The sequence below is a fragment of the Nodosilinea sp. LEGE 06152 genome (assembly GCF_015207525.1).
Classification (GTDB): domain Bacteria; phylum Cyanobacteriota; class Cyanobacteriia; order Phormidesmidales; family Phormidesmidaceae; genus Nodosilinea.
Genome location: NZ_JADEWR010000004.1, coordinates 215,955 through 241,720, shown reverse-complemented (window position 1 = coordinate 241,720; position 25,766 = coordinate 215,955). Strand labels below are relative to the sequence as shown.

Sequence of the window (25,766 nt, the reverse complement as noted above, 5' to 3'; positions counted from 1 at the left end):
GGCTCCATCCTTCCTCCTTTAGCCCCTTAGGAGTAAGGTCACAAATATAGCCAGCGATCGCAGGGGTAAATCAAACGACTTTACAACTCTGATCGCTCCGTTACAATAGCTGGGTATTTTAGTAAGTAAACGTCTGTCGCTTCCGTAGAAGTGCCCATGACGTTTGCTGGCCTTTACACCGGCCAATGGAGCACACCCGTTTCCTCTCTGTATAGCTGTCCTCACTGGGCGCTTGGTCAATTGTTTTAGGTCTACAAGTTTGCTGTTGCTGTAAGGCTAATGCCTCCCACCTGGGCCTTACCCCACGCGAGTTATCGGTTTTGTTGTTTGGCACGTTGGTCTTAGAAACATGAGTCGTCATCTACTACGACAAGCTTTGCGGCTTCCTCAAGCAGCAGTTAAGCGTTTGGTTACCGGGCTGCTACAACTTGTGCTGTTAGCCAACCGACCGGCCCGCTTAGCCCGGTCGGGTTTTGTATTGCCGACTACGGTGTTACTGGTGCTGATGGTGGTGCTCACCGCTACCGCACTCACCTATCGCTCCTTTACCCGCAGCGATATGGCCATCTCCCAGCGCGAGCAGCAGGTCATCTCCAACGCTGCAACGCCTGCTATCGACCGAGCTAAGGCCAAAATTGAGTTTCTGTTTCAAACCGATAACCGCTTTCCCAGTGGGGTACCCGCCAGCGATATTCTGGCCGACCTCATGCTGGTCAGGAGTGGCACAAACGCTTTTGCTGGTTATACTGGCCGCGTCGGCCCGATTGCTGGTGCCAACGACCCCTACACCCTCCCCGACGAAACACGGGTTGATATTAATGGGGATAATAATCTAGATAATGCCTGGTCCTTCAACACAGATATCAACGGCAACGGCACCGTTGAAACCGGCGAAATCGTCGTTTACTCTGTGCTGGTAGACGATCAGGCCTCCCCAAGCAGCCCAACGGCTATTACTGGCACAAATATTCGCCAACTCGACAGCCGAGTTGATCAAACCAAGGCCGATGCCTTGATAACCCGCACTGGTCCCCTGGCCACTACCGAAGCCAGCCCTGGCTGTGTAGGTGCCTTAGCCGAGGGAGGTTGGCAGGTGGTGCAGCAGGGCAACAACTCTTCCCTGCAAAAGAACTTTCAGGTCAATGCCTTTGTAGCCAACCTCAACGATGCCAACCGCACCTTTGAAACCCTGGAGTTTCAGCAGTCTCGCACCGCCGCTCGAGCTAACAAGTGGGGAGCCTGGTTTCGCTATGACCTTGAGGTTACCCCTGGTCCAGAATTTAACTGGAATGGGGCCATGCACACCGATGGCAGCTTCTTCAGTATTGTCCCCGGTGGCGCTGGCACGGGCAAAGGCCTCAGATTACACATGATCAGCTCCCACAACTCCTGCCTCTACAGCCAGGAGGCTTCTGAAATCTCACTGTCTGAGATCGATCTCGACGGCGACGCTTCGGCCACTCCCGGCAAAGTTGTCAGTGTTGATGGCATTAATACACAGGAATTTCAGGGACAGGCGGTGCGAGGTAGCTTGCTCACCGATAACACCACTGCTGAGGGCCAATCCACCATTCACGTGTGGAATGGCCGCAACCAAAAAGCTATTACCAACCGAAACCTGACCAACGATACCGACTCTGTCAGATCCTCTGACCCCATCCGCCCGTCAGATATAGCTATCAATCCACTAGCCCTCTTTACCCGCGACGTTACCGAGCACATCAACCCCGCTGCTTGGCAGCGCGACCCCGCTTGGAATACCGGTACCGACAACTTCCGCAGTAAAGCCCGCATCATCAACGATGAAGTTGCTCGCCCCTTTGTGGATGACTTTTACCGGGCCGACAACCGCTGGGGGCCAAAACCTCGCTACGACAGCCGAGACCCCTCCTTAGATATGGTGCGCGTCGCTGGGGCCAGCACGGGTGTCAACATCAATGGGTTGAGCAAGCTCACCGAAGAAGAAGGTGGTTTCGATGGCTACTGGGAGCGTCAGGCTATTCGGGCAGGCCTGCGGCTAATCGTGGGCGAGCGCCTGGAATTGGGCAATGCCAACGGTTGGAACGCCAACCCTATCAAACGGGATGTAACCACTGCGGCTGACCAGGTATGGTCAATTGCTGCTGAAACCGAAGGCGATGCACTTTACCCGGCCAAGGTTACGCCTGATGAGTCAGCCACCAACAACAACAATGTTGACCCTCGCTACGGTCGTCCCCACGAATATCTTCAGCGCAAAGCGCTGCGCGACAACCTGGCCGCTGTCCAGGGTATGACCGTCTATCACTACGGCTATGAGAGCGGCAAGTTTCCGGCTGCATGTATGGCCATGACTGCGCACCCTGGCACCCGTCAGAGTATTCTCGATAGCCGCACTTTCACGTACTATCCCAGTACCACCACCCCTAAGTTCGACTTCTTAAACGGCAAAGGCACTAACGGTTGGGAATTTCAGTTTCCTGCAACCTTTAACACATCCACTACGTTTGCGGGGCAGGTGGTGGCTACTGCACCCCTAGGCCGCGCCCTGCGCAACTTGGCTTACTTTGCGGGCGACCCCCGTGGTGGCGCACCTTCCTTTCCGCCCGTGCAGGATACCTTTGTGCATCCCTACCCCTACCTGTCGATGTGGGGCGACTTCTCACCCCTGCGCCGCATCGTCGAAGCCGGTGGCTTAGATAATGCTACGGCGTTTAGAGCCCTTAGCCCCGCCGACCAGGCGACTGTTCATAGCGCCGCCTGCACCCTCAGCCTTTTGGCCTACAACGTCAAAGAAGACCTCGCTGAGTACAACCGATTCATCACCTTGGTGGATGTCAACCTACAAAGCCAGGCAGCTCAGCTTAGTAATGCCTTTAGGGATGTACTACGGTATGTGCGCCCAGACCTGGTTGTTGGGGGTGGAACTGCCACTAAGCCGATCTATCTAGCTGCGGCTAAAGATCCGAAAGCAGCTACGGCTATTCCCGGATGCGCGGTCAATGCGGCCTTTACCGCAGCCAACCCTGGTTATCTTGTCAGGTGCGATCTAGCCACCTATCTCAACAGCTTCTCCTTAGACGAGATGATGGCGATTTATGAATCGATTAACCCCAGCCAGCAGAACATTGACAACCTCAGGGAAGCAGCCACGATCTACACTAGCCTGGCTCCTATATTGCGCGATCGCGAACTTGGCTTTGCCCAAGGACTGCCTTCTCTCAAAAATATCCCTGGCTATACCGAAAACATTCCTTGGAACCAAACTACTGGCCTCACCGGAAATGTCAACTTTTCCAACGCCCCTAGCACGCCTATTCCGCTTAAAACAGGATGTAACCCCAACGTATTTCAGCGCACCTCGAACGGTAATGGCGATTTTAGAGTGGCCCTGGCTCTCGTTGTGTGTTCGGAAGTTCAACAATCGCCGGTTAGATATCCCTCTCTGTTCTACCTGTTCCCTCTAGTTGGCCATGGCCGTGAGGGAACGGCGGTGGATGGCAACTTGCAACCGACGACCACCGAAGAATACTTCACTGAAAATACTGCAACTGCGGCCAATCGCTATATCTCCAGAACTGACGTCAACGGTAGCGCCTCTTACGGCATTGTTGGCACCAATGGTATTACCTGGGCCGATGGCATTGCGGCTGTTCCCAGAGGGGTAGACCCCACTACCTGGACTGTGCCTGCCACGGCCACAACTGGCGCACCTACAGTGGCCACTATTGACAATCAAACCGAGGCGTTTAAGGTTGTCTCGCCTACTGGCTCTGTTCTGCGCGTTCCCTTCATCGACAAAGGCGTTTACAACGGTCGTGAGCAGCTCAATACTCGGGTACTCGACATTGATATTGAGGCGCTGGTTAGAAATCCTGCTCCTGGGGGCGATCGGTGGCTGTCTGCCGATCGCGACAGGCAGGCCGAGGGCGTAGTCTACGCCTTTAGAGAAGACGCTGTGCGAGAAGACGAAATCGTGCGGCCCAAGATCTCAGGCGTTACCGCCGCATCTTGCCAACAGACAAACGGCACCGCTCCTGTCCGGTTTAATCTCGAAACCAACGGCGATTGCCGCATGTATGTCGAACCGGGTAATGGTACCCTACGCGACCCACCGCTGACTGATGACTTGAAAGTTAGCCTTAAACCCGTCGATTTTTATGCCGACCCAGCTCGTCGAGCACACGGCTTTAGACTACGCACCGCCAGTGGCAATCCCGCCGATTTTAGCGGCCCGACAGCCCCCGGTGGTGCACCTGGCCCCCGTGTAGTGGGTATGACTTTTGTTACCGACAACAGCGTTTATATCCAGGGTGACTTCAACGTCCACAGCACTACCGGCACCACCGCCAACATCATCGAAGAGTTCACTCAAACTTTGTATGATGGCGCTGCCGCTACCGTTTTTGGTGATGCCTTCTACGACAACCGCACCACTCTTAACACTGGCACCTTTGCCACCATTGCCAGAGACCACTGGCGACCAGTCGAGATTTTGGCCGATGCCATTACCATCTTGTCGGGTACCTTCCGCGATGGTGCGGTCGAAGACGGCTTTAGGCGCGATCGACCCACGGCTCGGGCCGTGGCCGACTCGTCCTACATGAACCAAAACCGCCCCAATTTTGCAGCGATTCCTGGTGTTGGCGGTAATCCTGCAACACCCGCTGGCGACTTACCGCCCGAGGCCTGGCTACGTGAGGGCACTACCCCCACCTCCCCGGTGTGGATTGACCGCAACGGTACCTACTATCGGCGGGGCCTGACCACAAGTCCTACCATTCGGCCTTTCTACAATGTATATGGCAATGATGAGTGGACCCATTTCGGTAGCAATGATGACGCTCGCCGTCTCAACTTACAGCGAGCCTCCCAGACCTTCGTAAATGCCACCTTTATTAGTGGTCTGGTGCCCCAGCGAACTCAGCAGGGCTATGGAGGTCTGCACAATTTCGTCCGCTTTTTGGAGGATTGGAACGATACAGTCAACCTGCACATAGCCGGATCGTTTATTCAGCTCAATTTCTCAACCAATGCAACTGGCCCCTTTGAGCACGACATCTGGCAGGCTTTTGGTACTGACACTACTCCAGACAACAGCCAACGATTGGGATATTATGTTCCGCCGCTACGGCGTTGGGGTTATGACGTGGCCTTGTTGTACTTACCCCCTGCACCAGCCGCCCGTCGTTTTGTCAACATCGGTACCCCTCGTAGCGAGTACTACCGCGAGCTGCCTGCCGATGACCCCTATATCGTTAACCTACGCTGTGCAAGGAATGCCGCTGGTACAAGGCTAATGCCTAATCTCTGTACAAAACCAACGACCTAACTACTGCTACTCGCACTGTGACACCAGGAGGCCGCACACCGTGATGACAAATCGTCTCAAACGCTATCTTTACCGGGCTGGGGGGCGCTCCCCGGCCCAAGGGCAGCAGGGCTTGACCCTAATCGAATGTCTAGTCGCCATTATTATTGTGGGCCTGGTTAGCAGTGCCATTGCTCCTGCCCTAGTTATTTCGGTAGCTACTCGGGTGCAAAGCCAGAAGGCCGAGCAGGCCCTAGAGCTGGCTCAGTCTGAAATTGATCGGGTGCGTTTACTCGTCGAACGGTCTGAGGCCAACATTGGCAACTTACCGCCTGCTGTTGCCATTACAGGTGCCAACCCAGATAGTAGAGTGGCTGAGGTGGCAGGCCCAAACTACGGTGCCCCTGTAACTGCACCAACTACGGCCTTTCAAACCCGCACAGCGACGCTCAATGGCAACCAGTTTGCGGTGCAGGTTTACCGCACGCCGGGCAGGTTTGTGGGCAATGTGCCTGTCACCTTTGGCATGGGCGTGCGGGTGTACGACTACGATGCCGTGCTGAATGGTACCGGTAGCTTGGCCAAAGATCCTGCTTCTCTACGCATGGTCAGTGGCGAAGGGCAGCGGAGCCGTCGCCCGCTAGTTGCGCTCTATACAAATGTCACGGTAGGTGAGGGGGGTACTTCTCTCTGCCAATACATTCAGCATCTCAATGCAGCAGCTTCGGTACCTACCGGTTGCAACTAATTGTGCGATCTACAACTGTCTTTTGAGGGTGACACCCTATGGCTAAAAAAGCCGCTATGAATTTAATGCTTGCTGGGCTACTACGGGCTGAACGAACTGGGCAGCGTGGCTTTACCCTGATTGAGCTGCTGGTAGCGATCGTAGTGGGGTCGCTGATAGTTGGCACCATGCTGTACCTGGTAGTTGAGCTGCTAAAAATCAACCGCCGTGAAGAGATACTTACGCAAACTCAGCAAGACATGCGTCGCGCGATCGACTACATTACCCGCGATGCGGGGGAGGCTGTATTTATTTACTCAACCCCTGATGCTGTCACTGGCCAACTCGATAACTTTCCTAACCCGGGTGAAGTGCCGGTGCTGGCTTTTTGGCGGCTAGATCCGCTAGACCCCAACAATGCAAACGTTAGAACCTTTTTCAACAACGCTTGTTCTACGACGTTTTCGGGGGTCAAACGGAATGAATGCGACACCTTAAAGCTTCGCCAGGGCTACTACACCTTGGTGGTCTATGCCCAGCAACAAAATACTGGGAACGACATTTGGGGTGGCAAGTCTAGAATTGTGCGCTACGAGCTACCCAAGTACACGGCAACTGGGTTATCTACCCTAAATATTACGCCTGGCTATACAGAACCGACCGGCAGCACCAATACCTTTGATAGGTGGACTAAGGGAACAGGGGCTACCCCCCGCAACCTGTCAGTGCTCACCGACTTCGTCGATAATACGGATACAAACGCAGCCACTACCGGCTTGTGCCCAACGGGCTATCTGCAAACTCCAGCCAATGCCAATAACTTCTACGCTTGTGTACGGCAAGGAACTACCCAAGTTAACCGCGACGATCCCAGTCTAACTGTCGGCAGCAACCAAACGCTAATTGTGTTTTTGCGGGGTAACGCCAGTACTGAAAATTCTGGTCTTGGTGCCTTTTCACAGGCTGGCAGGTTGCCCACCTTGAGGTCTGAAGTACTCATTCGGGGAGTGCTCGATAAACAGCCTGGCCTGTAGTAACTCGGGTACATTTTTTAGCCTAATCAAATTTGAGTTATTTTATTCTGGTGCCTGCTATGAAACGCCTGAGCACATCGGCTAAACAGTCTAAAGCAGGGTTTACCCTCATTGAGGTACTGGTAGTGGTGGTTATTGCTGCTGTGCTAGCCGCGATCGCAGCGCCGAGCTGGTTTGCCTTTTCCAGTCGCCAGCGGGCGATCGCTGTACGCAGCGATGTTGTTCAAACCATTAGAAACGCTCAGCAGGATGCCATTCAACTGCGCCAGGCCCGCCGAGTAGAAGTAGTGACTACTGCCGTCTCCAAACCCACGCTGAGAATTGGATCTCTAAACTTTGACGCTGCCGGTAACCCCGTGTTTACAGGTACGCCTCAGGAGCTTGGCGGCGAGGCCAACCGCTCTGGCCAAATTAGGCTAGAGGCCTATCGGGTAAGGCCTGACGGCTCTAAAGATACGGCAGTTAACAATATTGCCTTCAACCATCAGGGACTACCGACCGATCGCAACAGTATACCCTTTGTCATTGTTGTTAACGGTGGGCCAGGCGCAATTAAACAGTGCGTGATTGTGGCCAATCTGCTGGGCAGTCTCAAAACTGCCAACAATACCGAGTGTGACAACCCCAGGGTTGGCCTCAACTAGCTAGGAGTAAGCTTCAGACACGTAGGCGGCTTCTAGAGCAGTAAAGCTGGCTATGCTGCGGCTGCCCCTCTCGCCTGGCCCCCGTTTTGTGATAAAAACAATGGGCACGTTTTGCTGAGCGAGGTGACCCCATGAGCGCATCATCCCCATCCCTGGAGGGCCAGGTTGCTGTGGTTACGGGGGCTTCACGCGGCATTGGTCGAGCTGTGGCCATAACGCTTGCCGCAGTCGGGGCTCAGGTTGTTGTAAACTATGCCCGCTCTAGCGCTGCTGCTGATGAAGTGGTGGCCGAAATTTTGGCGGATGGTGGCAGCGCTGTGGCTATTCAAGCCGATGTCTCACAGGCAGACCAGGTCGATGCGTTGATCAGCGGTACTTTAGAGAAATTTGGTCGGGTCGATATTTTAGTCAACAATGCCGGCATCACCCGTGATACCCTGCTGCTGCGGATGAAGCCCGAAGACTGGCAGGCGGTCATTGACCTCAATCTGACCGGGGTATTTCTGTGTACCCGCGCTGTAGCCAAAATCATGCTAAAGCAGCGATCGGGCCGCATCATCAATATTGCCTCTGTAGCTGGGCAAATGGGTAACCCTGGGCAGGCGAACTACAGCGCCGCTAAGGCTGGGGTGATTGGTTTTACTAAAACTGTGGCTAAAGAGCTAGCCAGTCGGGGCGTAACGGCCAATGCCGTGGCTCCTGGCTTCATTGAGACCGACATGACCGGCGACTTGAACAACACCGAAGAGATTCTCAAGTTTATTCCCCTGGGGCGGTTTGGCCAGCCCGCAGATATTGCCGGTATGGTGAGGTTTTTGGCGGCCGACCCCGCAGCGGCCTACATTACTGGCCAGGTCTTTAACGTTGACGGTGGCATGGTGATGGCTTAGGCGCGGTTCACAATGCGCAGCAGCCACAGCGTTGCGGCCAATGATACAAAGTGGGCCAACAAAGTGTTGGTGTTGGCCTGCACGACAAAAATGTCGAAAGCCTCGACGTATTGATTAATGTTGCCGGGCACAAACACTGTACCTCCCTGGGGCTGGGCCAAGGCTTTACCCAACAGTGACCCAATTAGCGCTTGACTGCCAAACAGGGTAATTAACATGCCTACCATGCTGATGACGGTGCCCAGCCGTAGGGCCTGGAGAGCGTCTTTGGGGCTGGGTCGCTTGGTGGTGTCGTGACTGCGCAGCCGCCGTCCTAGGCGAGTGTAGCGAAAGGCCCAAAAGGCGCTCATGTAAACCGCTACCAGGCCTAGGGCCGCAAACAGTAAGCCTACACCAGTGCCGGGGTTACTGCTTTGACCCGATCGCGCCCCCAAGTTTACCAGGGCAAACATCAGCACCAGGCTCGAGATCGCGGCCAGCACAACCTGAGTCCAAAAGCTAATCCAGCCCACTAGGCGAAAGGAGCCTGAGATGCGCCGTACGGCGGGAGGTAGGGTGTAGTCAAAGTCTGTAGTCATACCTGTGATCTTAGCCTGGGCAGGGGCTTCTGAATGATACATTTGGGAAAAGCGGCAGGGTAGGGATATGGCAGAGGCGATTGATCAGGCTAAGACCCGAATGCAGGAACTGTGCGATCGCTGGGGGGTGCAGGTAGACTACCTGGCGATTCGCCTAGAGCAGTCTGAGGGCACCGATGTCTTTTTGCGGGGCGGAAAGGCTGAGACCCTCAGCGAGGCGATCGCGATCGGGGGGCATGTGCGGGCTTGCTATCGGGGCGGTTGGGGCTTTGCCAGCTTCAACGATCTGGAGAGCTTGGCCCCCTGTGTGGAAGCGGCTGTAGCTGCGGCTCGTCTGGTCGGCCACGATGAAACCCTGCTGGCCCCCATCGACCCGGTGCGGGTTGCCCGTCGCCTACCCCTGGCGGGTACCGACCCCCGCTTTATTCCTCTGGCCCGCAAAAAAGCCCTGTGTAGCCACTACGCCGACCTGCTCCAGAGTGTAGACCATCGCATTGCCACGACCTCCGTTCGCTACACCGATGTCGCGCAGCGGGTGCTGTTGGCCACCTCCGAAGGCACCCTGATCGATCAGGCCTGGTCGGATATGGAAATGCGGTTTGCCGCCACCGCCCGCGATGGCGACACCGTGCAAACCGGGCGCGAAACGACGGGTTCGCGCAAAGCCTACGAAGACCTGGAGAATCTGGATACCCAGGTGATGGAGGCAGCCCAGCGGGCTGTTGCGGCGCTAGAGCTACCTTCGGTGCGGGGGGGCACCTACAATGTAGTGATTGACCCAATTCTGACCGGGCTGTTTGTCCACGAAGCCTTTGGCCACCTTTCGGAAGCTGATATGGCCTACGAGAATCCCGACTTGCTGGAATCAATGAGCATGGGACGCCGGTTTGGCCCCAGCGGTCTGCAAATTTTCGACGGGGCAGCCCCCGAGGGTCATCGCGGCAGCTATTTTTACGACGACGAAGGCACCCCTGCTACCACCACCCAGCTGATTCAAGATGGGGTGCTGGTCGGGCGGTTGCACTCTCGCGAGACGGCGGGCAAGCTGGGCGAGCAGCCCACCGGCAACGCCCGCTGCCTCAACTACCACTACTCGCCGCTGGTGCGCATGACCAACACCTGGATTGAGCGCGGCACCACCCCCGTCAATGACCTGTTTGCCGACATTAAAGAAGGGGTCTATGCCCGCAACTGGCTGGAGGGTATGACCAATGGCGAAATGTTTACCTTTACGGCTGGCGAAGCCTGGATGATTCGCAATGGGCAGCTCGCCGAACCCGTGCGGGATGTTACCCTGTCGGGCAATGTGTTTCGCACCCTGGCCGATATCGAGGCGATCGGCGACGACTTTTACTGGGATGAGTCGGGGGGCTGCGGCAAGGGCGGGCAGAATGGGCTACCCGTAGGCTGCGGTGGCCCTAGTCTCCGGATTCGCAATGTGGTTGTGGGGGGCGAAGCCGAAGACTGGTATGAGTGATGGTTCGGTTAACCAGGGCCGCATCTTACGCAACCTGATGCGCCTGATGGATGTTACTTGTGGCCACAGCCTCTATGAGGTGCTGCCCCGAGGCGTGCAAGTGTGGCTGCCGGACCAGGGCTTTGGCGTGTATCCTGACCTGCTGGTGGTGGCGGGTGAGCCGCTGCTACACGACGGCCAGAGCGATCGCGTGCTCAACCCCTGCGTCATGTTTGAGATTTTGGCCAATCCAACCCCTGGTTACAGTCCAAAGGCGGCGACACTGCCAGAGCGAGGCGAAATTTTTCGCCAATGCCGAACGATTCCGTATCTGCAGGCTTACCTGTTCGTGCACCAGGCCGAGGCTCGAGTCGAGCAGTTTTACCGGGCTGAAGAGCACCTGTGGGGTATGACTGCCCAGACGGGGCTGGACTCGGTGGTAGAGTTGGCCATTACCGATGCCCGTCTGCCGATGATGGATATTTATGAGCGGGTTGATTTTAGCCTGCTGGTTTAGGGCGACAGGCGATCGATTGCCCACGTATCATCGTCCTTCTTTTTCGTAAACACACATTGTTGCGATTACAATAAAGAACAGAAATCCGAATATGTCCATAAAAAGGTTGGAAGCAATTACTGGGAAGGCAAAAGCTAAAACAGTAAACACAAAGCAAAGTACTTTATCACTTGTAGTTGTACTTTCTTTCTTTTTAAGTTTAGGTGGGCGGAAAGCAACCTGAACTGCTTCTGTGTTCTGATTATCTTTGGGCTTTTGAGAGTCTGAAAAAGTAAGACCTTTACTGGAAAAATGAGACTTGATACTTTTTATTAAGTCTTCCATGTCGCGTTTGAAGTCTTGATATTCACGGATTTTGGCACTGTTAAAATAAATGAGCTTCTTCAAATTATTTGGTAATTCGTGAATTTGAGGCAAATCTGCTCCACCTACGAGGACGGGGATGATAACTATTTTGCGCTCTAAAGCTGTTTCTACCTCAAGCCTAACCCAATCTTTTGGGTTGTCTAATCGTCGCATTTTCTTGCCTGTTTCAAGCACGGTTAGCCAATCTTTGCCGATGACGACTATCAAGACATCGCATTGCTCGAGGGCATTTTTTATGTCTTCTCTATAATCTGACCCAGCGGCAATAGAATAAACATCTTTGTATACGTTATCCTCACCAAACTCTTGCGACAGACGCTCGTAAATACGCTCACTCTCGGAAGGGCTATCAGTTCGTCGGTAGGAGATAAAAATCTTTCCGTATTTTTTCATCTTCTTGTTAATACAGGATTGATTGGTAAAATAGATAAGTCTTCTGCTCGCAGCAAAAAGCTGGCTTTGAGAGCGACAATAGAGCCGCCTCAAGTAATGCTCTCATCTTGAGTTACTTAGGGTAAGTTATATATCTAACAATTCTCAAGATATTTTGCGACGGCAACATTTACTTGTGCCCAAGCTGGACTCAAGTTAGGAAACCTGGTCGGCTCACCGAATTTTTGCCTTCCTTTAGAGAAAAACCTGTAAAGTTCTTCTGCGCTAAGTTAGCTTCAACATCAGGGCGATAGCCGAGAAATTCTCCACTCACTCTGGTCTAGGCTGTACAAAAAGCGATCGTGCAGGCGGCTGGGTCGCCCCTGCCAGAACTCAAAGCTGGTGGGCTTGACCCGGTAGCCCCCCCAGAAATCGGGCAGGGGTACTTCTTGGTTGAGGAATTTTTCCTTCATCTTGTCAAACTGCAGCTCTAGCAGCTGCCGCGAAGGGATAACGCTGCTCTGCTGCGATACCCAGGCCCCCAGCTGACTACCGCGAGGGCGCGATGAAAAATACCGGAGCGACTCCGCTGCCGAAATTTTGCTGGCGGTACCTGCGATCGCCAGCTGCCGCTCTAGCGGGTACCAGGGAAACAGCAGCGACACCTGAGCGTTGGCCGCGATGTGCTGGGCCTTGCGGCTGCCGTAGTTGGTGAAGAACACAAAACCACTGCGGTCAAAATATTTGAGTAACACCGTGCGCTGATAGGGCGCTCCCTCAGCCGATACCGTCGACAGCACCAGGGCGTTGGGCTCCAGCAGGTCGGCCTCGCGGGCCTGCTGAAACCACAGCTCAAACTGGGCAAAGGGGTCGGGGTCGAGGTCGGTGGCATCGAGGCCCCGCTGGGTATAGTCGCGACGCAGCTCACCAATATCCATGGCGTGTTTTAGCAACTCTCTAGGGGTAAAAACTGAAGCTCAAACGATATCTTCGAGGGCGGCTTTCACCTGCTTGTAGTGATAGGTGAACCCGCTGGCCTCGGTACGTTTGGGCAGCACCTGTTGGCCCTCCAAGACCACCTGGGCACCGTCGCCCAAAATTGCTTCTAGCACAAAATCGGGAACCGGCAGCCAGGAGGGGCGATTTAGCACGTTGCCGAGGGTTTTGCAAAACTCGCCCATGCGCACGGGGTTGGGGGCCGTAGCGTTGTAAACCCCCTCCATCTGAGGATCTTGCAGGGCCTGCACAATCAGGCTGACGACATCGTCACGGTGAATCCAGGAGAACCACTGACGTCCGCTGCCAATGGGGCCTCCGGCAAACATGCGAAAGGGGGTCAGCATTTTGGCCACCGCCCCACCCATGCCCAGCACAATGCCAAAGCGCAAAATTACCAGACGAGTACCGTGGTTTTTGACCGATTGAGCCGCCCCCTCCCAGGCCTGACATACTTGGGAGAGAAAATCGTTGTCGATTGGGGTGCTGGTTTCGTCAAAGGTGGCGGTTTCGCTGGTGCCGTAGTAGCCAATGGCGGAGGCGTTGACCCATACCGCTGGCTTTGGGTCAGCCTTGGCCAGGGCTTCGACGAGCTTTTCGGTGCCCACCTTGCGGCTATCCATAATGGCCTGCTTGTGCTCGTCGCTCCAGCGCTCTGAGATCGGTGCTCCGGCCAGGTTTACCACGCCATCGCAGCCTGAGAACACGCCATCTTGCCACCCACCCGATGCCAGCGGGCTGTAGCCCACCACCTCGACCTGGGGAAACTTGGCGGCGGGAAACGCGTGACGACCATGCTCAACGCTGCGGGTGAGCACCACAACGCTGTGACCGTCGGCCTGGAGCCGTTCTACCAGGCGACTACCGACGAAACCTGTGGCTCCAGTAATTGCAATTTTCATGGGCACCTGACTCTGGGTAAACAAGACCCTGCCATAGCGGTGGGCTTGGTCTAGGATAAACCATCTGCCTAGGGCGATTCACCATAGGCCATACCGTTGGCTTGGGCATAGCGCTGCATAAAACGCATCAGGCGATCCCAGTGATCGTCGCGATCGATGACCAGCTTGCACTCTACCCGCTGCAGGTCGTCGCCTTCGGGACCGCCAAAAATAAACTTAATTCCCTCTGGCTCAATGGCGATCGCGCCTTCCTCATCGACTAGCTTCAGCGCTCTGGCAAACCGACTGCGAAAACTCTGAAACTGCTCGATCGCCCGCAGTTGGTTAAAGGTCAGCAGCACAATGCGATTGTTCGTCGCGCGATCGCGCCTGAGGCTGATGTTGTCGATGGTTTCGGCAATACCTTCGTAAAACTCAACCGTTGGCGATGGAGCAGTCGGCAATGGAGCGGTCATAGCAGCGCGGGTTTAACGGCGGCGGTTGATCAATATTATGTAGTACAACAGGTTGAGAAACGCCGTGAAGGCAGTGGCTACGTAGGTCAGGGCCGCAGCGCTCAGCACAGCTCGTGCCCCCTTATTCTCTTCGCCCTGAAGAATGCCCAACTCATCAACCAGCCGCAGGGCACGGCGTGAGGCATCAAACTCGACTGGCAGGGTAACCACATGAAACAGCAGCACTGTGGCAAAGAAAATCACCCCCAGCCAGGCCAGGTTCAAAAAGTTGAAAATTAGCCCCGCCATAATCAGCATGGGGCCAAGCCTAGAGCCCAAATTTACCGCCGGTACCAGGGCTGCGCGCAGGTTCATAAACTTGTAGCCTTCGACGTCTTGCAGCACGTGACCGCACTCGTGGGCCGCCACCGCCGCCGCCGCCAGCGACCCGGAGCCGTAAATTCCCTGGGAGAGGCGTACCGCTTTGGCGCTGGGATCGTAATGATCGGTCAATTCGCCCGCCACTGGCTCGACTTTGATGTTGCGCACGCCCTTCTTGACCAGAATGGTTTGAGCCACCTGAGCCCCAGTCATGCCCATGTTGGACTGCACCTGCGAGTACTTGCGATAGGTGCCTTTGACCTTACTCTGTGCCCAAAAAGTGAGAATGGCCGTGGGTATAGCAACCAGCAGGATGTAAATAGGGTCGAAGAACATGACCTGGAACAGGATGTAGGGTGAGCAGCAAAACCATGCTGCGAATGATAGCAGCCTGGCTATAAGGATGCTCTAAGCTTTACGGGTTCCTAATGATTGACGGGAAGTGATTTGGAAGGAGCCGGAGGTATCTACCGAAGTCTTCCCCTACTCCTCACCCCTTAGCGCCCTAATTGCCTTCCTGATAGGCAAAGTAGATTGCTTCTAAAAAGGTATCGGTGGTCATCTCGGTGGGCAGGGTTTCGAGCCCCAGCTGACCTCTGAAGCGGCGGGCGAGCTGGTCGCTGACCAGGGTTTTGGCCTTGGGGCTCATGGCCTGCCGCCGCTGCAGAAATTCACGCACGGTGGCAAAGTCGTCGGGGGAGAGGCGGGTGATCTCGACCAGTGCCAGCAGGTCTTTGCCGATCGCCTGCGATCGCTCGGGCACTCGAATTTGGCTGTTGGTGACGGGGTCGGTTTGCACCACTAAGGTGCCCGCCAGCCAGTCGCCCACCCGTTTTTCGGTTTTGCTGAGCAGAATGCAGAAAAAACCAATGAACAAAATGTCGTCGATGGGGCGCAGCAGCGATCGCAGCGTGGCTTGAGGCAGCCGCTCGGGCTGACCGTCGTCGCGAATGACGCGGATTTTGGCGCAGCGCTTGCCGGGAGTTTGGCCGTACCACCAGGTTTCAAACAGCGCGAAGTAGCCAATGTAGAGAAAGAAAGCCAGAACAGCTGCGATCGCCGTCACCCAAAGCTGCACCGTCTCACTGGGAATCGACAGCACCGTATCCACCGCCAGCAGTCGCACCAGCAAAAAGCTGTAGACCAGGGTTAGCCCCACCAGCCCTGCGCCCAAACACAGGTAGTCGAGGGTCAGCGCCACGGCCCGGCTGCCCACCCCAGCCAGCACAAACTCTAGCTCAACGCTCTCGGGGGTACGGATGGTGATGGTGTTGAAGAGGGGCATTGGGATGTGGGAGGGGTGAGGTCGGTGGGGAGGGTGAGGGAGGTGAGGNRKGGGWRGGYKSRAAGTGCAAAATTCAAAGTGCAAAATTCAAAATTTTGAATTGTCAATTTTGAATTCATCCACCCATCCCCCACTCCTCTACGACTCAGGGTTACCATGGCGCAAAGCCAAATCGAGGCCCTCGCGGCGGCTGCGCAAGTCGTAGTAGAGTACGCCCTTGACGGCCTGCCACAGGGGCAGCACTACCATACTGCCGAACAAGCTGAGTATCAGGCTGAGGGCGAAGGTAATGCCGTAGACAACGCCGTCGGCGGGCAGCAGCTCCAGCAAAATGCTGGGGATGTAGTTGGTGACTGAGAGCAGGGGCAGCTGAATTAAAAACGTGGCTAGAAATACTATCTGAATGCGCACGATCGCCGTTTGGGTTAGCTCCCAACTGCGGGTCATGCTGCCGCCAGCGTCTTGCTGGGGCTCGATGGCGAGCACTACTTCAGCAATAAACAGGCGCGAAGCCACCCAGATCAGCGCGATTAGCAAAATTCCTAGGCCCAGCAGGAAGCCCAAAAAGACGCCCATGATGCTGCCCACCGTTTGGTTAATCAGCGCTGTTAAAATGCCCGCCGTCAAAAAACCGACGCTGCCGCCAGCGATGAACGCTACCAGGGTACCTACCAGGTATGAAGCCATATAGGCCAGCAGCAGCAAAAAGCCCAGCAGCAAAAACTGGCCCAGTCGGGGGGCGACCTGACGCTGGGCATCGAGGGAGGTCTCGGGCTGGTTGATTAAATCTTGAAACGACAGGCGACCAATGACGCTAGAGAGGGCGTAGTACTTGGCTGAGCCGTAAAGCAGGGGCGCAAACCCGACCAGCAACCCCAACAGGCCACCGATAATGGCCCCAACATCGCCGCCCACCCCAGCGCCGATGCCTGCCAGAATCGCGATCGCTAGCCCCAGGCCGACTATCCCAGCCACCAGCCATAGCGTCGCTAGCACCGCCAGCTGAAAGAAGGTCTTGAAGCGATCTTTGTAAAGTCGCAGGGCTGCGCTCACGACATCGCCAGGGTTGAGGGGGCCGAGCTGGCTACCCTGCTGTGCAGATGGGTTCATCAGCGACTCCTGAGGTTTATGAAACGGGATGTAATCTGGTGGGTGCTCATTTCGAGATTAGCCTACACTTCTGTTTAGAATGCCCGTTTATCCTGCTTTGCTTCATGAATGTTCAGCGTTGGATGGCTCGACGAGAAGCGAGCTGGCGGCAGCTCGAAACATTGCTAACCCAGGCCGAAAAAACTGGGCTCAGGTCTCTCTCAGGAAGCCAAGTACGGCACATGGCCAGCCTCTATCGGTCGGTGTCAGCCGATTTGGCGCGGGCGAAGGGCAACGGCGTGGGCCAAGCCGTGATCAAAGACCTGCAGCGGCTCACCAGCCGCAGCTACAGCCAAATTTATCAAGGGTCTCGCCGCCAGGAGTGGCAGGCGCTGTGGGAGTTTTGCCGCTACGGCTTTCCGGCGGTGGTGCAGCAGAGCTGGGGCTATATTGCGATCGCAACGGCTCTGTTTGCGATCGGTGGGCTGATGGGCTGGTGGTTTGCCCGGCAAGACCCGGCTTTTCTCACCCTGGTGCTGGGTCAGGAATTTGTCGAAGAGGTGAAAACCAGCCAGGAACTCTGGACAGTGTCGATTATGGGGGTTGAACCTGTTGCCTCCAGCGGCATCATGATCAACAACATCGGCGTTTCGCTGAAGGCGCTCTTGGGCGGCGTCACCATGTTTCTACCCCAGGTGCCCATGATTACGCCACCGGGAACCTTCACGGTTTTTCTGCTGGTGTTCAATGGCGTGATGATTGGCTGTGTGGGCGTGCTGGTCGCCCAGGCCAATCTGGCCTACGACCTGTGGGCGTTTGTCTTTCCCCACGGGGCGCTAGAGCTACCGGCCATCTTTATCGCTGGCGGGGCTGGCCTGTTGCTGGCTCGGGGCATTTTGCTGCCCGGTCCCTATCGCCGCGTCGATGCCCTCAAGCTCTACGGGCTACAGGCGGCCCAGCTGCTCTACGGCGTCATCCCCATGCTGGTGATTGCCGGGCTGATTGAAGGGTTTTTCTCGCCCCAGACCTGGATTCCCAATGGACTAAAGTACGCAGCAGGGACGGCTATTTTTGTTGCTCTGGTGCAGTACTGTCGCGTTCGTCGTCCAATTGTGTAGTCATTTCCCTGGCTAACCATCCTTTAAAAGTGGTCTATCTGCCAGAGCAATTATGGAGCTTATGATTACAATGGGGCTGTATTTAGGTTGGGCTTACTGCCACTTGCCATGTCGCCCCCAAATCCTCCTCAGCCCCGAACTCTGCTCAAAACTGTTACCCAGGCGTTTCAGGCCGTGCAAGCCAAGGTTGACTTTGGCAAACTGGCCGTCAAACCTGGTGCCCGCGCTGCCGAGCTAGAGGTCACGGTTAACGGCAAGCCCACCAGCTATCCCCTGCTGGGTGAGCACTACATTATGGGACGCAGCAGCTCCCAGTGCGACATTGTGGCCCCCAGCCCCATCGTCAGCCAGGTACACGCTACCCTCACCCGCGATACCAACCGCCCCAGCCAGCCCTTCGTAATGAAGGATCGCAACTCCACCAACGGCATCTATCGGGGCAAAAAGCGGCTGACCCAGGCGGTAATGAACCACGGCGATGTCTACACCCTTGGCCCTCCAGAGCTTGAAGACGCCGTCACGCTGCGGTTTAGCGAACCGCCCCCCTGGTACGTCAAAACTGCCCGCTATACCCTCTACGGGTTTACGGGGCTATCGCTGGCGGTGGGGGCCTGGATTGTAGGCGTTGAGTGGCCCAAAATTCCGATGCGGCCCCTGCCCGACTCGGTACAGGGACCGGTGGTGGTACTGGGTGAAGACGATGGAGCGACTGTGCCCCTGCGGGAGCAGCTGACCCAGTCTCACCAAGAGCTGCGGCGCATAGGCGACTTTTCGCCTTACTTGCCCCAGGCTCTGATTGCCTCTGAAGATGCTCGCTACTACTGGCACTTGGGGATAGACCCCCTCGGCATTTTGCGGGCGGTGGTGGTGAATACGCGCGGTGGCGGCCTGCTCCAGGGGGGCAGCACAATTACCCAGCAGCTGGCCCGCAGTGTTTACCGCGAGTACGTGGGCACCGAAGACTCGGCTGGGCGCAAGCTGCGCGAGGCGGTGACGGCCCTCAAGCTAGAGACCTTCTACAGCAAAAATTATTTGCTGCTGACCTACCTGAACCGGGTTTACCTGGGCGACAGTCTCTACGGATTTGAGGATGCCTCGCAGTTTTACTTTGACAAACCCGCCCGCGACCTGACCCTCTCGGAGGCGGCGACTCTGGTGGGCATCTTGCCTGGCCCCAATGCCTTTAACCCAGTGCAAAACTACGATGCTGCCGTGTATTACCGCGATCGCGTGCTCGATCGCATGGTAGGCCTGGGCATGGTCAGCCAGGAGGAAGCGCGGCGGGCGCGGCGATCGCGCATTGAAATCAGCCCCGATGCTACCCGCCAGCTTCAGAACACTCGTGCGCCCTACTTCTACAGCTACGTCTTTGAGGAGCTTGATGCCGTGCTGGGCACATCGCTGGCTCGCGAGGGCAATTTTTATGTGCAAACCAGCGTTGACCTCAACCTGCAAGCCGCCGCTGAAAGTGCCCTCAGCCAGGATGTCGCTACCCAAGGTGCGGCTCTCGCCTATTCTCAGGGGGCAGTCGTTACCCTCGACAGTAGCAATGGGGCCATTCGCGCCCTGGTTGGCGGCGTTGACTTTGGCGAAAGCCAGTTTAACCGGGCCTCTCAAGCCCTGCGCCAGCCTGGTTCAACCTTTAAGCTGTTTGCCTATGGGGCGGCTCTAGAGCAGGGTATTTCCCCAGGTCAATCGTTTTCCTGCACACCGATGAACTGGAGCGGGCAGCGGTTTGCGGGCTGTCGCTCGGGGTCGGGGGCGCTCGACATGTATGCGGGTATGGCCCGCTCTGAAAACGTCGTGGCCCTGCGAATTGCTCAAGAGGCGGGCTTGCGCAACGTTATTGATATGGCTGAGCGTCTGGGCATTGAGTCTAAGCTCGTGGCTTCCCCCGGTCTTACCCTGGGCGAAAGCGAAGTCACTCCGCTAGAAATTACCGGCTCCTTTGCGGCGGTGGCCAACAATGGCGTGTGGAATCGCCCCCACGGCATTGAGCGAGTGCTCGACAGCAGCGACTGCGCCGACCCCAACGACATCAGCACCTGCCGGGTGATCTACGAGTTTGGGCAGGCGGGCGACTCAAACCGTCAGGCCATCGATCCTGCGATCGCTAGTACCCTCACCGGGCTGCTGCAAGGGGTTGTGCAGGGCGGCACCGGGCGCAGCGCCTTTTTGGGCCTGGGTGAGGCGGGCAAAACCGGCACCACCGACGACAACCGCGACCTCTGGTTTATTGGCTTTGTGCCAGGGCGAAATTTAACCACAGGCGTTTGGCTGGGCAACGATGACAATACCCCAACCCGAGGCAGCAGCGGCCAGGCGGCGGCGGTGTGGGGCAACTACATGCGCCAGGTGGTGCAGTAGAAGGCCAGTCAGCACAAATAAAGCTTTACCCAAAGTTTCTTTCGGATATTCTCGATTCGGAGCTTGCTTGACTAGGCTCAGAGACTACTTAGCTAGGCTCGGAGATTACTCGACTAGGTTCAGAGACTACTCGTCTAAGCTCGAAGACTACTCGTCTAAGCTCGAAGACTACTCGTCTAAGCTCAAAGACTACTCGACTAGGTTCGGAGATTACTCGACTAAGCTCAAAGACTAATCATCTAAGCTTAGAGACTGCCCGACTAAGCTCAGAGGCTACTCGACCAAGCTGGGGAACTACTCCGCTAAGCTCAGCAGCTACTCGACTAGGTTCGGAGGCTACTCAGCCAGGTTGAGAGATCCCCCGGTTTTTTGTGGTCTTAGTGCTATTCGTCACTCCCTTAAAAAGGGGGAAGTTTTTTCGTTGCTGAGCTAGAGATTTAGGCGGGGTTGCCCTCACCCCTTTCTTTAGGAGGGATCAAGGGGGGATCTCTGCGGGTGTTGCTGCCCGAGGACAATTTGCCGCCCTTGATTCTGATGCTCAAGTCGTAACAAAGTTAACTTGTCTGTGTGGTCTGAATAGGATATCTTACTGAGCTATAGCTGTGTGCGTGCAGCTTGTCTTCCCAAAAATTTGGTCAAGCGCCGCTGGAAGGTGCGTCAACACCAACCAGCGGCTAACCCCGTCGACTGTCTTACCCAGTCTCGGAGGCTAAGGTTGATCTTACCTGGCCGCCCTGAACTGTACATGTCTGGGGCGGCCAAGTTTTTGGGTTTCTTACCCGTCGTTTCATCGGAAAGGAACCCGATTATGTTGTGTTTGCCATTTTTGGCGTCGTCGGCCCGTGGGGGTGCGGCGACCCGTCCGCCGCTGCTGCTAGCGAATCCTAAGGCTCAGCCGGGGCGCGAGCGATTGCGCCATCTGGCGATTGGCTCGCCGGAGGGGGTGCAGGGGGCGATCAACCACCTGCATCTGCTGCAATACGCCGAGCGGCTAGAGTGGAGCCGCCAGTTCACGATACCCGAGTCGGGGATACTGATTACCCCAGAACAAGGGGAGGTATTTAGCTTGCTGCTGCGCGATCGCCAGTTAGGTTAGTGGTGAATTAGATCCCTGGATTCTCCGAGAATCCAGGGATCTTTTCGGTAATGATGGATTAAGTTCCTTCTAGGACTATTGGCCAAGGTGGATTATCAGACAATTGTTTTCTCAGGTCATGCTGTTAAGCAGATGTTTCAGCGCAGTATCAGCCGAGACGATGTGAAGACAGTGCTTGCTAGTGGGGAAGCGATCGCTGAATATCCTGATGATCGCCCTTATCCTAGCTACCTTATGCTAGGGGTAGTGAATCAGCGCCCCATTCATGTGGTCGCGGCAAGGGATGCCGAAACCCTGACGGTCTATGTCATTACTGCTTATGAGCCAGATTTAGACCTGTGGCAACCTGACTTTAAAACTCGGAAGCAACCATGAACTGTGTCATTTGCAAACAAGGACAAACTAAAGCGGGGCTGGTGACGGTTACCTTAGAACGGGAGGGTGCGATCGTCGTATTTAAGCGGGTGCCTGCTGAGGTCTGCGAAAACTGCGGTGAATATTACCTCGGTGATGAGGTGACAGGGAAATTGCTAGAACGGGCAGAAGAAGCCATTGCCAGCGGTGCAGAGGTTGAAATTCGCCGTTATGCGGCTTGAGTCATCTTTCCCGATCTGAACGAGTCTCGGCTAGCAGCTCGCCTTGGTAGGTTCCGTGCTTGGCTTGAATATTGGTGCGGAGTTGGCGAAGAAGCCTGAATAACTCTATGTGTTGTGGAGAAGGGCTTAACTCTGATTCTGGAGCGGGGTTGTCTGGAGCAGGTTCTTCCAACATGTCCTGCAACCCACGCTCAAGCAGTTCTGGCAGCCTATCCCGGAAAGGGGCTAGGCGTTCTGCCAGGTCATCGGAGAGGTGAAGGATGATTTGGGCCATAACACCTTGCAGCATGGTAGTTGCTCTTATTTTATTATTAACCCTAACGCCTGAAGTGGTAAGGGTTGGTAGTGAGGCTTCACTTGTGCCCATGCTCGGCGTGAATACGGCTGTTTGTGGAGATCGTAGAGCTGGCTAGCGGGCTTATGACAAAATAACTTTAATCAAGCAAGAAGTTTTTTGCCTCCTCTTGATTATAAAAGACTTTATGATCTACCATTAGCCGCAAAAATCTTTCTACCATTAAATTTTCATCGAAGGACGATTGCAAATTTATAGGCATTTTGGACTTGCAAATGTAAGGAGAATCCTCGTTAATCATTTCTCCAAGAGTAAGTCCATCCGTCTTGCTTAGATCAACATTAAAAAATATGGCTTCTTGTAAGTTTGCTTGAGCGAAAGAAACTCCATCAAGCTTGCAAAAACTGAAATTAGAATAACTAAGTTTAGAGCCTGTAAAGGTAGCGTTAGTTAAATCTGCATGCAAAAAATCCGTGCCGCTGGCATTAGACGCACCAAAATCTACATTGGTCAAATTAGTATGATTCATCCTGGCATAGGAAATATCAGAGCCGCAAAGAATTGAATTTTCTAAGTTTGAAAGACCAAAATCGGCTGATCTTAAAATGGCTTCACTTAAGTCAACCCCATTCATCTTTGCATTCCGGAGAATAGAGTTAGAAAGATTGGCCTCGCAGAAACTAGCCTTTGCTAAGTTGGCATGAGTTAAGTTGACTCCTTCAAGATTTGAGTTATTGAATTGAGCCATCTCAAAAATCGAACCTTCTAGATTGAATGAAGTTAAGTTTAATCCGCTTAAATTGCATCCATGAAAATCTAAATAATTGAGGCAATCCCTGATTATGCTTTTGGGATTGTATTTGCTGCTCTGGGCTTGAATAATTCTTATCCACTTGGAGAAGCAATGTGAAGAAGGCCAATCAATCTTCAAGGCTACTTTGCTTACTCTGGAACAGGCATTTATGCATGCCAAAAGGGCAAATTCTGAGTTTTGTGACATTTGAATTTCAATTAATAAGCCAGGACGATCCTTTAAATATTCCATAGGCATTCCATAGCGTAAACCAAAAGCGAAAATCTCACACAAAACCTTTTGCCACGATAAAATCTTGGAAATGTCTTGACAGGCTACTTCGGCTCTTAAAAAAATCAAAATATACTTATCCAGTTCTATGATGCCGCATAGAGTGATCCATCTTTTGAGGCATTCTTTTTCATCCCAGCCTACATCAATATTTTCGCAGTGCCGAGAAAATTCCTCTTGAATTAGATTCAATTCCAAAACAATACGGCGGGCAATAAGATATTCGGCAAAGCTTTTGTGAGTAAATTCAAAGGTTGCTTCGCTGCCTTGAATGTCACTTTGTCGAAAATAAAAGGCAGTGAGTAAACGAGTGACACCTTCGTTAGCCCCTCCTTCGAAAATTTCCAGTACTCGTTTTAGGGTGCCGCTGGCACAACGGTCAGCAATGCGCCTAATAGTTGCAGTACGCCCGTTACCATGCCAACAGGCAACAGCAATTTCTTCGAGAATGCGAATAAAGTCTTTTTTTTCAATGTTTCCCAGGGCAGGGTGTTTATAGCCTTCCCAATCTCGTTGATATACCTGAGTTAACAGGTCATTGTAGATAATATTGAGGTTGCTTTCTGCGGAAAAGTTGATTTCGTTGCGGTCGTAGCTGAGGGCAACAAGATAGTTCAGTAGGGGCTGAGCGGTAATTTCGATCAGCTTGCCCTGGTTCAATTCTTCCGGCATCTTGGCATAGTCTTTGCCCTTTAGCTGTCCATAGGTTTGCCACCAGGTTTGCCGCTGGTCTTGCTGAAGAAGTTTTTGCTCTTCTTCTTCTTTTTTACTGTAATTATGTTTTCTCCTTTCTTCCTCGGTTTGGAAGTAGGGCAAAACGTGAAGAACTTGCCCTACTTTTCGAAACTCCGTTTTAATAGTTTGTATTGCCGGATCCCGTCCACTGATTAAGGCAAAAACACGGGCTTCAGTACGATTAAAGGCTAATAATTTCTTTTGTACCTCCCGTACAAAGTCTTGAGCAACTTGTGCCGCCACTTTACCTTGCATGGCCAACTCATCCAGCCCGTCAAAAATTAGAAGTAGCTGTTGTTCTGAGTTCCCTTTTTTCAATGGATTGGGAGGTAGAATGCTATCCAGATCTGTTCGTAAAAAGTTGTTGAGAGCATCAACTAGATCTCCGGATGGATCAAATTGGTGCAACGGTATAAATAATACTGGTAGCTTCTCGGTTTCTGTCAGGTAGGCTGCCAGCATACGCCCAAACGAGGACTTGCCGCAGCCTGGTCCGCCGCAAATAATGCGGATGGCATCATCTTTTTCAGCCTTGTCTAGCCAATCAAGAACAGCAGTCTGTAAATCGACCACAAACCGTAGAGTAGTTTCATCTTGCCTGGTGGCGCTGTAGTACAGGTCGTCGGACTTTGAAGGCTCAATCTTGCATTCATAATAAGCCCGCAGGGGAATATACACTTGCCGTAGGCCAAAGGCTTCAGCAAACATGGGTTCATCCACTCGTCGCTGTAGCCATGCGGCGTAGCGCATCCACGCTAGTTCCCGTTCATTGGCTGCCTCGAAGGGACCACCAAGGGACTGTTGTAGTAAGACATAATCAGTCGGATTGGCACGCCACTGTTCATTGAGGGCAAAGACAAAATAGCGGGGCAAGCGATCAGCCAAAGACTGAGCTTGTTGTGGCGATAGGCCGTAAGTCTGTAACCACTGTCTAAACGGGGCCTTCACTTCTTCTACAACGGGCAATTGCTTGGGACGGTTGAAGAACTTTGGATCTAGGGAAAGTTCACTGTTTTCCAGAGCATGATCAAGCTGTTCACACAGTAGTTTGAAGTTGGGCGACTTATCGATAAGGTCGGTTTTACACTCGCCAGTTAATTCTGACATGGCCTGTAACAGGGATCGTTGCACCAGCATCCAGGCTATAGCCCCTACTTCATCTCCCTGGATACCCAGAGCAGCTAAGATATCTACCCCGCCGCTGGCTGTTTCTGGCCAAAGGCCAAAAGATCCAGTGATGGCGACCTTGCCCAAAGCCGTAGCTAAATCACCAAACTTGACTTGTAGGGGGCGCTTCCAGATCGATGTGGGCTTTTTAGGGGTAATTCCGCTCATTGTTTTTTGCAGGGATACCAGTTGAATCGACACTACGCAGCTTGTAAAGCTAGGAGTAAAACAGAAAGCAACTCAACGTAAGAGTGGGCTGTTTTCCTTCCCTCAAACCTTAGCCAAAGATCTTAGAAGGCTACATATTTTGAACAAAACTTGTTGCCTTGAGCATGACCTCTACAGGT

General features: G+C 54.2%; 21 protein-coding genes. 12 read left to right on the top strand and 9 right to left on the bottom strand.

Annotated elements, in window-relative coordinates:
• The first annotated feature begins 349 nt into the window (after positions 1 to 349).
• The 5 genes from hpsA to fabG all read left to right on the top strand — a co-directional run bounded on the left by hpsA (position 350) and on the right by fabG (position 8,585).
• Positions 350 to 5,311 carry a hormogonium polysaccharide biosynthesis protein HpsA gene (gene hpsA / locus IQ265_RS08405; protein WP_228037707.1) on the top strand — a complete coding sequence of 1,654 codons (4,962 nt, stop codon included), beginning with the start codon at positions 350 to 352 and terminating at the stop codon, positions 5,309 to 5,311.
• Positions 5,312 to 5,354: 43 nt separating this feature from the next.
• Positions 5,355 to 6,038, top strand: coding sequence for a prepilin-type N-terminal cleavage/methylation domain-containing protein (locus IQ265_RS08400; RefSeq protein ID WP_194052370.1), 684 nt, complete (start codon positions 5,355 to 5,357; stop codon positions 6,036 to 6,038).
• 38 nt (positions 6,039 to 6,076) lie between these two features.
• Positions 6,077 to 7,051: a type II secretion system protein gene (locus tag IQ265_RS08395; protein ID WP_194052368.1), complete on the top strand. Its 975-nt coding sequence runs from the start codon at positions 6,077 to 6,079 to the stop codon at positions 7,049 to 7,051.
• A gap of 59 nt (positions 7,052 to 7,110) precedes the next feature.
• Positions 7,111 to 7,695, top strand: coding sequence for a prepilin-type N-terminal cleavage/methylation domain-containing protein (locus tag IQ265_RS08390; RefSeq protein WP_194052366.1), 585 nt, complete (start codon positions 7,111 to 7,113; stop codon positions 7,693 to 7,695).
• 131 nt (positions 7,696 to 7,826) lie between these two features.
• The gene (gene fabG, locus IQ265_RS08385) at positions 7,827 to 8,585 is read left to right on the top strand and encodes a 3-oxoacyl-[acyl-carrier-protein] reductase (RefSeq protein ID WP_194052364.1); all 759 of its coding nucleotides are present in this window, start codon (positions 7,827 to 7,829) and stop codon (positions 8,583 to 8,585) included.
• On the opposite strand, the gene IQ265_RS08380 is transcribed toward fabG, so the two are convergent.
• The gene (locus IQ265_RS08380) at positions 8,582 to 9,163 is read right to left on the bottom strand and encodes a DUF3611 family protein (protein ID WP_194052362.1); all 582 of its coding nucleotides are present in this window, start codon (positions 9,161 to 9,163) and stop codon (positions 8,582 to 8,584) included. The two genes, fabG and IQ265_RS08380, sit on opposite strands and share 4 nt — an antisense overlap.
• A 67-nt stretch (positions 9,164 to 9,230) precedes the next feature.
• Between IQ265_RS08380 and IQ265_RS08375 the strand changes: the two genes are divergently transcribed.
• Positions 9,231 to 10,640, top strand: coding sequence for a TldD/PmbA family protein (locus IQ265_RS08375; protein WP_194052360.1), 1,410 nt, complete (start codon positions 9,231 to 9,233; stop codon positions 10,638 to 10,640).
• Complete coding sequence (locus IQ265_RS08370) at positions 10,633 to 11,136, top strand: Uma2 family endonuclease (RefSeq protein WP_194052358.1); 504 nt, start codon at positions 10,633 to 10,635, stop codon at positions 11,134 to 11,136. The genes IQ265_RS08375 and IQ265_RS08370 overlap by 8 nt, the downstream gene beginning before the upstream one ends.
• Before the next feature lie 27 nt (positions 11,137 to 11,163).
• On the opposite strand, the gene IQ265_RS08365 is transcribed toward IQ265_RS08370, so the two are convergent.
• The 7 genes from IQ265_RS08365 to IQ265_RS08335 all read right to left on the bottom strand — a co-directional run bounded on the left by IQ265_RS08365 (position 11,164) and on the right by IQ265_RS08335 (position 16,982).
• Positions 11,164 to 11,895, bottom strand: coding sequence for a toll/interleukin-1 receptor domain-containing protein (locus tag IQ265_RS08365; RefSeq protein ID WP_194052356.1), 732 nt, complete (start codon positions 11,893 to 11,895; stop codon positions 11,164 to 11,166).
• 281 nt (positions 11,896 to 12,176) lie between these two features.
• Positions 12,177 to 12,812: a pyridoxamine 5'-phosphate oxidase gene (pdxH, locus tag IQ265_RS08360; protein WP_194052354.1), complete on the bottom strand. Its 636-nt coding sequence runs from the start codon at positions 12,810 to 12,812 to the stop codon at positions 12,177 to 12,179.
• A gap of 39 nt (positions 12,813 to 12,851) precedes the next feature.
• Positions 12,852 to 13,772 carry a TIGR01777 family oxidoreductase gene (locus IQ265_RS08355; protein ID WP_194052352.1) on the bottom strand — a complete coding sequence of 307 codons (921 nt, stop codon included), beginning with the start codon at positions 13,770 to 13,772 and terminating at the stop codon, positions 12,852 to 12,854.
• 68 nt (positions 13,773 to 13,840) lie between these two features.
• Positions 13,841 to 14,227: a photosystem II reaction center protein Psb28 gene (psb28, locus tag IQ265_RS08350; RefSeq protein ID WP_194052349.1), complete on the bottom strand. Its 387-nt coding sequence runs from the start codon at positions 14,225 to 14,227 to the stop codon at positions 13,841 to 13,843.
• 12 nt (positions 14,228 to 14,239) lie between these two features.
• Positions 14,240 to 14,923: a zinc metallopeptidase gene (locus tag IQ265_RS08345; protein WP_194052347.1), complete on the bottom strand. Its 684-nt coding sequence runs from the start codon at positions 14,921 to 14,923 to the stop codon at positions 14,240 to 14,242.
• Positions 14,924 to 15,092: 169 nt separating this feature from the next.
• Positions 15,093 to 15,872, bottom strand: a complete 780-nt coding sequence (locus IQ265_RS08340) for an RDD family protein (protein ID WP_194052345.1) — start codon at positions 15,870 to 15,872, stop codon at positions 15,093 to 15,095.
• Between the two features lie 138 nt (positions 15,873 to 16,010).
• On the bottom strand, positions 16,011 to 16,982 hold the full coding sequence (locus IQ265_RS08335) for a hypothetical protein (protein WP_194052344.1): 972 nt from the start codon (positions 16,980 to 16,982) through the stop codon (positions 16,011 to 16,013).
• Positions 16,983 to 17,086: 104 nt separating this feature from the next.
• On the opposite strand from IQ265_RS08335, the gene IQ265_RS08330 reads away from it, so the two are divergent.
• The 5 genes from IQ265_RS08330 (at position 17,087) to IQ265_RS08310 (ending at position 22,138) form a co-directional block, all read left to right on the top strand.
• Positions 17,087 to 18,079 (top strand): stage II sporulation protein M, encoded by a 993-nt coding sequence (locus IQ265_RS08330; protein WP_194052343.1) that lies wholly within the window; start codon positions 17,087 to 17,089, stop codon positions 18,077 to 18,079.
• A 108-nt stretch (positions 18,080 to 18,187) separates the two neighbouring features.
• Positions 18,188 to 20,446: a transglycosylase domain-containing protein gene (locus tag IQ265_RS08325; protein ID WP_194052342.1), complete on the top strand. Its 2,259-nt coding sequence runs from the start codon at positions 18,188 to 18,190 to the stop codon at positions 20,444 to 20,446.
• Between the two features lie 808 nt (positions 20,447 to 21,254).
• Positions 21,255 to 21,542: a hypothetical protein gene (locus IQ265_RS08320; protein ID WP_194052341.1), complete on the top strand. Its 288-nt coding sequence runs from the start codon at positions 21,255 to 21,257 to the stop codon at positions 21,540 to 21,542.
• A gap of 87 nt (positions 21,543 to 21,629) precedes the next feature.
• On the top strand, positions 21,630 to 21,917 hold the full coding sequence (locus tag IQ265_RS08315) for a DUF4258 domain-containing protein (protein ID WP_194052644.1): 288 nt from the start codon (positions 21,630 to 21,632) through the stop codon (positions 21,915 to 21,917).
• Positions 21,914 to 22,138 carry a type II toxin-antitoxin system MqsA family antitoxin gene (locus IQ265_RS08310; RefSeq protein WP_194052340.1) on the top strand — a complete coding sequence of 75 codons (225 nt, stop codon included), beginning with the start codon at positions 21,914 to 21,916 and terminating at the stop codon, positions 22,136 to 22,138. The genes IQ265_RS08315 and IQ265_RS08310 overlap by 4 nt, the downstream gene beginning before the upstream one ends.
• 434 nt (positions 22,139 to 22,572) lie before the next feature.
• Here the strand turns inward: IQ265_RS08310 and IQ265_RS08305 are convergent, their stop codons facing one another.
• A complete protein-coding gene (locus tag IQ265_RS08305; protein ID WP_194052339.1) occupies positions 22,573 to 25,587 on the bottom strand; it encodes a pentapeptide repeat-containing protein in 3,015 nt (1,004 codons plus the stop codon).
• Positions 25,588 to 25,766: the final 179 nt, after the last annotated feature.